We start from the raw sequence: 7,876 nt of genomic DNA, 5'->3' as shown, positions 1-7,876 counted from the left end.
CACACCCCACACCCCATACCCTGTCTAGTTTTTAGCCTTGTTGTCACCCCCTCAGCGTCGCGACTATAGGAGCCAAATCCACCTGCGTGGGATAAATTAAAAAAGGGTTATCCCGGATTTGGGATGAACTATTTCACAACACTTATAATACGAGTGTATTGGTTATCATATTAATGAGGTACATTCAAGTTTCCAATGGATCACTCCCTACTCCCTACTCCCTACTACCCAAAATGTACCTCACCTATTTGATAAATGCTAGATATCTAATTAATAATCTGATTAAAACAAGGCGCTTGTTTAAGAAGCATATTGGTAGCACAATCCCCCCTAAGGTCAGATTAAGAAATTTTCTGTAATACTAACATCATTCAAAACTAACTTAATGCTAAAATGTTCTCCCGGTTCACCACTTACTTGCAACTTAATATTTTCCGTCTCTCTGGCTTGGGTTTGAATCACCGCAATTCCCTCGTGATCCAGCACCATAATCTGTAGATTCTTGGGAAGACGGTCTGCACCACCAGGAGGAAAGAGTTCAATGAATATATTCATTTTGGGTGAATCCGTTGGATGTAGCTCCACAAATAAAGCCACCTTCTCGGCACCCCAGGCGATTTCCGAACCGAGTAGCTTACCTCGTTTTACTCCCACGGTAGTATGCAATCCTTTACTAGGTTGATCAAAGGGGAAACTTCTGAAATCAAGCATTGGCTCCGGTGCTGGCGGTAAGATAGTTTCCACTGTCTTCCAATCTGCCTCAAAACTATTCTCTAACCACTGCTTTAATCGCACTACTGGTGTCTGGTTTTGTGGTTGCTGTTGTTGGGTAGGGTGTGTTTGCATAGTGTTGGACGGTGAAGCATCGCTACACAAGACCTTGGGTTTGAAACCATGACTATGGCTCCACTGCTTTGCCCCTGCCTGGGATAGGGGAGATTGCCGATACTCTCTAATGTGTGGCGGTAACTCTTTCAGGGTTCGCAATTGCTTGAGGGGTAATTCTTCTGTTATAACTGTATCAGCAAATCCTACCAGACTTGCCTCCTCCAATGCTTGATCAAGCTCCACCGCCACATAACCAATTCGTTCCTGCCAGACTGCTGCTGGAACTTTGACACACTTAGCCTCAGGTAAAACAAGTCTACACTCCAACTTACCATGATTTTTCACAGTCAGATCCGCAACATCCATCAGGGTTTGCATCACTGGGTTCCAACTGTCGCTTTCCTCTAAGTTTGTCTCAAATCCCATACACCGCAAGTAAAAGTTAACTGCATACACTGCCAGAGTATTGAAATAAACCTGTTTGGCTTTAGTCAGATTAGCTTGGTGCTGTTGAAATTCCTTTGCTCTGCGATGTGCTGCTAAAGCTAGCGGAACTTTAAAGGTTAAGGGTTTAATGTACGACTTAATGGTAGACGTCATGATTACATCCTGTGCTGAGTCCAATCATAGTATTCCCTAACGTAGGAGCATAATCTAGCTAGTCATCCTAAGTCCTAGGTGAATAATATTTCTGAACAAAATAGTCTTGAGTTTGTTTTGATTAATAAATGTTGTTACTTTGGGATGCTCTGGTCTTATACCAATTCCCTAAAATCAGCCTACCAATACTGTAACATAAATTCCTATCCTTTTTTTCTTTGATAGGTAAAAATTAACTTGATTTAAAAATACTTAAAAAAAGCGATGCAGCGCTATGTAAAAAGCTTTTTAATTCCCTGTTCCCTGTTCCCTGTTCCCTGTTCCCTGTTCCCAGCGCCTTTTAATTTTTAACATCCCTGAAAAGGTATTAAGCACCCTGAAACCATTTAGCTGAATGTCGAAGTTAAATCAATCACATCTTTGCAAACACCCTAGTATATTTTAAACTAGTATAAGTTGGGTTAATTATCTTGAAATTATAATGATTTTAGGCCAACTATTCCTGTATAGACTTTTTTATCTTAGGAGCGACTTCCTTAAGGTAACGTTGGTAGAAATGACTTAGTGTAGGAACACTAATTCCGAATAATTTAGATATTTCTTTCCATTTTTTTCCGTCTAGATAGGCTAAAGCGATAGTTTGAAACGTTGCTTCAGGATGGTTTCTAATATGCTTTTGAAATAGCCGATCAGGGTCTTCATTAATGTATTGTCTTACTTTTTCAGACAAGGGAATATCTATTTCCGATTGTGGGATATTTTCGATAGTAATTGATTTTTTATTTAGTCCAGATAACGTTGATGATAAAGGGAGAGATGCTTGAGCCATCTCGAACAATAATGTATTGACATAAATTGGTTTTTTGGTTAGTAACTGGGATAATTTTAATAAGACAATCAGGATATAAAAAACTTGCCATCCCTGATCTATTACTGTAATTCTCCCTTTAAGTATTAGCTGAAACCAAAGCAAAACCGTCTCAGTTTTTGTTTTTTTAATCAGACGTTTCAAATCCGATTGAGTTCTAAAAACTTTGTTGTATTGAGATTGTAGAAAGGGTTCGTTAAGTTCTTTGCGGACTTCTTGTAACATCACATAAAGACGAAAATTCACCCACTTCATAAATTTGCCCTTGTCAGGATTGTAGACATTGATGTTTTGAAATACAAACCCTAAGGTTCTAATTACTGCATCTTGATAAACATCAATAGAAAAGCCAGGGGGATGGTACAGTTTGCCGGAAATTTGCAAAGCATTGATTAATTCTGTTAAAGCATACAGTCGTTCTTTAGTATGAGTTTTTTGTCCTTGCGCTTCTAGGGCGAGTTGTTCAAGGCGATAGTTATCTATTACCTTTTTAAAGGCCATATCTCGCCAAGATGTCCACTCTCTGTCAGAAATAAATTGTGGGCTATACCTATCAATAGTCTGCTCTAGATCCTGGGTTAGCTGTTTCTGCACTGCCTCCAAAATATCTCGATAAATACCAGATAGAGGTTGACCTTTGGATGGGCGGCAAATTTTACGCGATCGCAAAATTTGCTTAACCAGTGTTCCTAAAGCTTGCTGCCGCTCTTGAGTATCCCGTGGATAGCTTTGCACTTGGCATACCAGCTGCCTAATTTGCTCTTTCATCGCTATCAATTAGAAAGACTGACCTGCTTACTTATCTAGCTGAGCTCACATTTTTATGGGTTAATTTACAAAACTTTATTTTTTGCCAGAATTATAGAATCCTAGGGTGGGCAGTGCCAAGCAACCCGATGGGCAAGCTTAGTGAATCTGTCCGATGCACTGCCGACCAAACATCAATCGTTTGGGTCAATTCTGATCCGGAGATCCCAAGTGATTAATCCTAGGCTGAGCAGTGGCTAGCAACCCGATTGGCGTTGCTTAATAATGAAATGAAAGAGTTTTTAGGTGCGCTTTCCGCATCTAATTATTAAATTCGCCACGGGTCGCACCTGTGGAATGGGCATCTGGCTGTGGAATGGGCATCTGGCTGTGGAATGGGCATCTTGCCCGTTTCATTTGTGCGCAGGCAGGATGCCCACACCACTGATATTCATTCCTTGATTCAGCAATGGCAGAAAATGAGGGTGAGCCTTTTGGTGGTGCGTTACGGGGCGGACTATCCCAACACTGGCTACGAGGCGAAAAATCCGAGGCTTTCCGCCCCTAACGCACCCTACGCACTAAACAACCTTCAACCTTTTAGAATGTAGAATGTAGAATGTATAATTTAGAATTTGGAATTCTGCCTTCTGCCTTCTGCCTTCTGCCTTCTGCCTTCTGCCTTATGCCTTCTGCCTTCTGCCTTATGCCTTCTGCCTTATGCCTTCTGCCTTATGCCTTCTGCCTTATGCCTTCTACATTCTTAATTCTACATTCTGCATTCTGACAGAAAACCTTCAACATTAAACCTCTCGACTATCGGTGGATTTTCTGGGTAAATCCTGAAGGTATTCTGGAAAATCTGCCATCGGCTGCAACTGCCTTAACGGTAACTCATTAGTTGTAACATTTTCCACAAATCCCAGCAGTTTTGCTTCTGTCAAGGAGTCATTCAGTTGCACCGCTATATAACCAATTCTGTCTTGCAAAACTTCTTCTGGGACGTAAACAAACTCGGCATCTGGTGAGACTGGTTTACATTCGAGCTTGCCATAATTTTTAACCACTAAATCCCCCACATCTAGGAATGTCTGCATGATCGAATTATGGCTATCACTAGAGTATAAATCAGTTTCAAATTCTAGACCCTGTAAATAATCATTAACTGCATACACCGCCAAGGTATTGAGATAAACCTGTTCGGCTTTTTCCAGATTAGATTGCTGTTGGCAACGCTTCTCTGCTAGCTGATGGGCTGCTTCTGGTAGTGTGACCATAAGTAGTATGAGTATAATTTGACAGGCTGGTGTGGCTGAGCAATCTCTCTAGTTTAGCCTTATCAATCAATTATCAACTCTATGGGTAGTAGAATATAGATAGTAATAATTTAATTTAACCCCTACAGTTGATGTAGGTTTATGTATGGCTAAGATTAAGCAGCGATTTTTTTTATATCACTTTTAGCTCATTTAGTCTTCTATATATCTCTTGATTTCAGGTGCTAATTTTATAAGATTACGTTGAAAGAAGTTATTAAGCGATGAAATTTTAATTCCTAAACAATCCGATATCTCTTGCCATTTTTTTCCGTCGAGGTAGGCTAACCCTATCACTTGCAAGGTAGCTGAAGGATGGTTTTTTATATGTTTCTGCAAGAGCTTTTCTGGGTCTTCTTTAAAATAGGATCTGACCTGGTCATACAACGTCAGTTCTGTTTGCGGTTGTGCCACAGTCTCTAGGGTAAGCGATTCCCCAGTGTTCTCAGACAAGTGTGAGGAAAAAGGGAGAGAGGCTTTAGCCATCTCAAACACTAATGAATTTCCTTTTTTCCGGTCTTTTAGGATTAACTGGCACAACAAAAATAATACTATCAGAATTTTAGTAATATTACTGGCCTGGGTCTTGTCTGTAATCCGGCCTTTGATGGTTAGTGTTATCCAAACAATCACATGATCTAGTTTGGTGCTTTTAATCAGAGCGCTCAACTGATATTTAATTCTGACAATTTTGCCAGATTGAGCTTGGATAAATGGGTCAGTCAGGTCTTGTTGAGCTTTTTGTAACATCTTATTGAGGCGATAATTGACCCAGGCTATAAATTTTCCTTTTTCTCGATTGTAGTGATTGAGGTTTTGATAGACATAATACAATGTCCGATTCACAGCATCATCATAGACCTCACGGGAAAATTTGCCTCGATGGCAAAGCTTACCGGAAAGCTTAAGGGCATTGAGCAATTCCGTTAAGGCATAAAATCCCTCTGGGGTATGGGGTTGGTGCCGTTGTGCTTCTAGGGCTAGCTGCTGAAGACGACCCTCGTCGAGTACCTTCTTAAAAACACTATCCCGCCAAGAGGCCCACTCCTGATCAGAAGTTATTCGTAGATATGGGCTGTCAAGATCATCCTCAAGTTCATGGTTGAGCTGCTGCTGTACGGTCTGATAGATCTCTAGATAGATGCCAGATAAAGGCTGACCTGGACATGGGCGACACACTTTACGGGTACGCAAAATTTGCTCAACTAGTTCTGCCAAAGCCTGGTTTCGTTGTTGATTTTCCGGAGTATAATGTTGTATTTGAAGCACCAGATGTTGAATTTGCTTGTTCATGACCACCGATTCAGAATTCTTGTCTAATTAGTTATTAGGGTAAATTCCAAGTTTTCTGCAATTCGTTACAAAACTTTATATGTGTTTTTATTTTATTTGTCTACTGAGGTACATAAGTAAAGCAAAAAAACCTAACATGCTTAATTTTTTTTTAAATTAATGTACTTCATTAGAATATAAAAAAAATTTTTTACAAAACTTTATACTCTGTTGTAGAAAAATTGGATTTTCGGAGTGATTAATAAAGTGAGGGCAATCAAAAAAGCGTAATCCTCTTAATGGCAAAACCGATAATAATGTGCTGTGTAATAGGGTTGATTTACTGCTGATTTGCTTACCCCCATAACTGGAAAAAAGATGTAATTCCAGTCAACTTAATTCAAGTTAAATCCAGGAGAAAAATCATGTCAACTATCGACAAAATCACTACCAATGAAGAACTTTTTACTGAATTAACTCCCGAACAAGGGGCGATGGTAGAAGGAGGTGCCACTTTACAGGTGAGATATCTCTTTGCCAACAAACCCAGTCAAGACGACCCCGTGATCCAGGTGGGACGAGGAACTGTCTTTGCTAAGAACAACGTCAAGACTACTCAAAAGATTTTCAAAAACATTAAATTCACTGATAAGACAACCCTGTCAATTTGGGATCAAGATTCCGGAGCCAATAATGACGATCTCTTAGGCTTTGTCAACGTTAGTCAAACTCCAACGGGTGTCAAGTCCCTCAAGGTTAACGGGTATACTCTGACTTACCGAGTCTTTTAAATCGAACAGAAAAAGCCAAAAACTGACTTTACTCAGGTCAAGTATCAAGATCTCGCTGAAGTAGGGTGATGCCCTTGACAGCTGCTGAGGTTGGGGCAGTTGCCCCGACCGGTTTCTCTCCCTTACCATTGCTCCTGATCGCAGTTTTGCTGACAAAGTAATCAATGATCGACGCGGATAGCTAGTCAAGGATTACAACCCCAGTTCTAGGGATTTCAAAACCGTCTTCAGGAAAATTTACTCGTTTGTACAGATTCGTTAAAAAACTTTAGATCAAACTGTATAAAAAATGGATTTTGGGAGTGATTACTAAAGTGAGGGCAATCAAAAAAGCGTAATCCTATTCATGGCAAAACCGATAATAATGTGCTGTGTAATAGGGTGGAAGTACTGCTAATTTGCTTACCCCCATAACTGGAAAAAAGATGTAATTATAGTCAACTTAATTCAAATTAAATCCAGGAGAAAAACCATGTCAACTATCGACAAAATCACTGCTGCGGAAGAACTATTTACTGAATTAACTCCCGAACAAGGGGCTATGGTAGAAGGTGGTCTGTTCATATTCATAGATAAAATTCAATCGATTAAGGCTGGTGCTGACTTTATCGGTAAGGACGACACTTATATGACGATTAATGGTAACAAGATCTGGGGAGATAAATCTTTTTCTACAGGTCAAACTCGCGGTGTAAACCTAGGTACATCGACTGATGGTTCTTTTGCAAGGGTTGAACTTTTTGATAAAGATGGCTTTTTGAATCGTGACGATCGGATGGGAGGTTTTACCGCATATAACACCTTCGGTTCTCTACAAAGAGCGCGAGTAAGTGGAAGTGGTTCTATCTACGATATTTACTACCGCGCTTTTGCCTAAAGTAAAAATCACAGCCATAAGTAACTTACTTTGGCTGTGACATTCTCACCATAAAGTGAATGGTGAGGGGCACAAGCTCAACACCATATCGGGTCAGGGGAAAAAGTCCCCTGACCCCTTTTTTGGCTCTAGCATTGCTTCTGAGCCCAGTTTTGATCAGGAAGTAATAAATGATCTAGGCGGATAGCTAGTCAACCACTACCACGGCAGTTCTAGGGATGTCAAAACCGCGTTCAGGGTAATTTTCTAGTTTGTACAGATTCGTTAAAAAACTTAATCATAAAAGTTACAAAAATTTATCTTGGGCTGTAGAAAAATTGGATTTTCCGAGTGATTATATGAGTGAGGGCAGTCAAGAAATAATGGCAAAACCCCTCATAGGGTTCTGTATGAATTGAGCTTAATTACGGCCTCTTTGCTTACCCCTCACCCTAGAGGAAAGATGTACTTCCAGGGTTAGTAAACAGCTAGAGAAAATGTCGCAGAGTCTACCAAAAACTCTTATTATTTGTTAGACTTAAATTAGGGTAACACCGACAGGGATTATTATGTAACTTAAATTAAAGCCGAAAACCAA

The 7,876-nt window shown here is 40.1% G+C and carries 6 protein-coding genes; 2 read left to right on the top strand and 4 right to left on the bottom strand.

The genetic code is table 11. The features are described 5' to 3' along the window. Positions 1-336: 336 nt before the first annotated feature. From BJP37_RS23715 to BJP37_RS23695, 4 genes are all read right to left on the bottom strand, one after another. Positions 337-1,428, bottom strand: coding sequence for a DUF1822 family protein (locus tag BJP37_RS23715; RefSeq protein WP_075902471.1), 1,092 nt, complete (start codon positions 1,426-1,428; stop codon positions 337-339). Between the two features lie 496 nt (positions 1,429-1,924). Continuing rightward, the gene (locus BJP37_RS23710; protein WP_075902469.1) at positions 1,925-3,064 is read right to left on the bottom strand and encodes a helix-turn-helix domain-containing protein; all 1,140 of its coding nucleotides are present in this window, start codon (positions 3,062-3,064) and stop codon (positions 1,925-1,927) included. 782 nt (positions 3,065-3,846) lie between these two features. Continuing rightward, complete coding sequence (locus tag BJP37_RS23700; protein WP_075902465.1) at positions 3,847-4,320, bottom strand: DUF1822 family protein; 474 nt, start codon at positions 4,318-4,320, stop codon at positions 3,847-3,849. A 192-nt stretch (positions 4,321-4,512) separates the two neighbouring features. After that, positions 4,513-5,652 carry a hypothetical protein gene (locus BJP37_RS23695; RefSeq protein WP_075902463.1) on the bottom strand — a complete coding sequence of 380 codons (1,140 nt, stop codon included), beginning with the start codon at positions 5,650-5,652 and terminating at the stop codon, positions 4,513-4,515. 404 nt (positions 5,653-6,056) lie between these two features. Here BJP37_RS23695 and BJP37_RS23690 point away from each other — a divergent pair, with 404 nt between their 5' ends. Both BJP37_RS23690 and BJP37_RS23685 read left to right on the top strand, forming a co-directional pair. Further along, complete coding sequence (locus BJP37_RS23690) at positions 6,057-6,422, top strand: hypothetical protein (RefSeq protein WP_075902461.1); 366 nt, start codon at positions 6,057-6,059, stop codon at positions 6,420-6,422. Between the two features lie 472 nt (positions 6,423-6,894). After that, on the top strand, positions 6,895-7,299 hold the full coding sequence (locus BJP37_RS23685; RefSeq protein WP_075902459.1) for a hypothetical protein: 405 nt from the start codon (positions 6,895-6,897) through the stop codon (positions 7,297-7,299). Positions 7,300-7,876: the final 577 nt, after the last annotated feature.

The sequence above is a fragment of the Moorena bouillonii PNG genome, assembly GCF_001942495.1.
In the GTDB taxonomy this organism is placed as follows: domain Bacteria; phylum Cyanobacteriota; class Cyanobacteriia; order Cyanobacteriales; family Coleofasciculaceae; genus Moorena; species Moorena bouillonii.
This window is presented reverse-complemented; position numbering and strand designations above follow the sequence as displayed.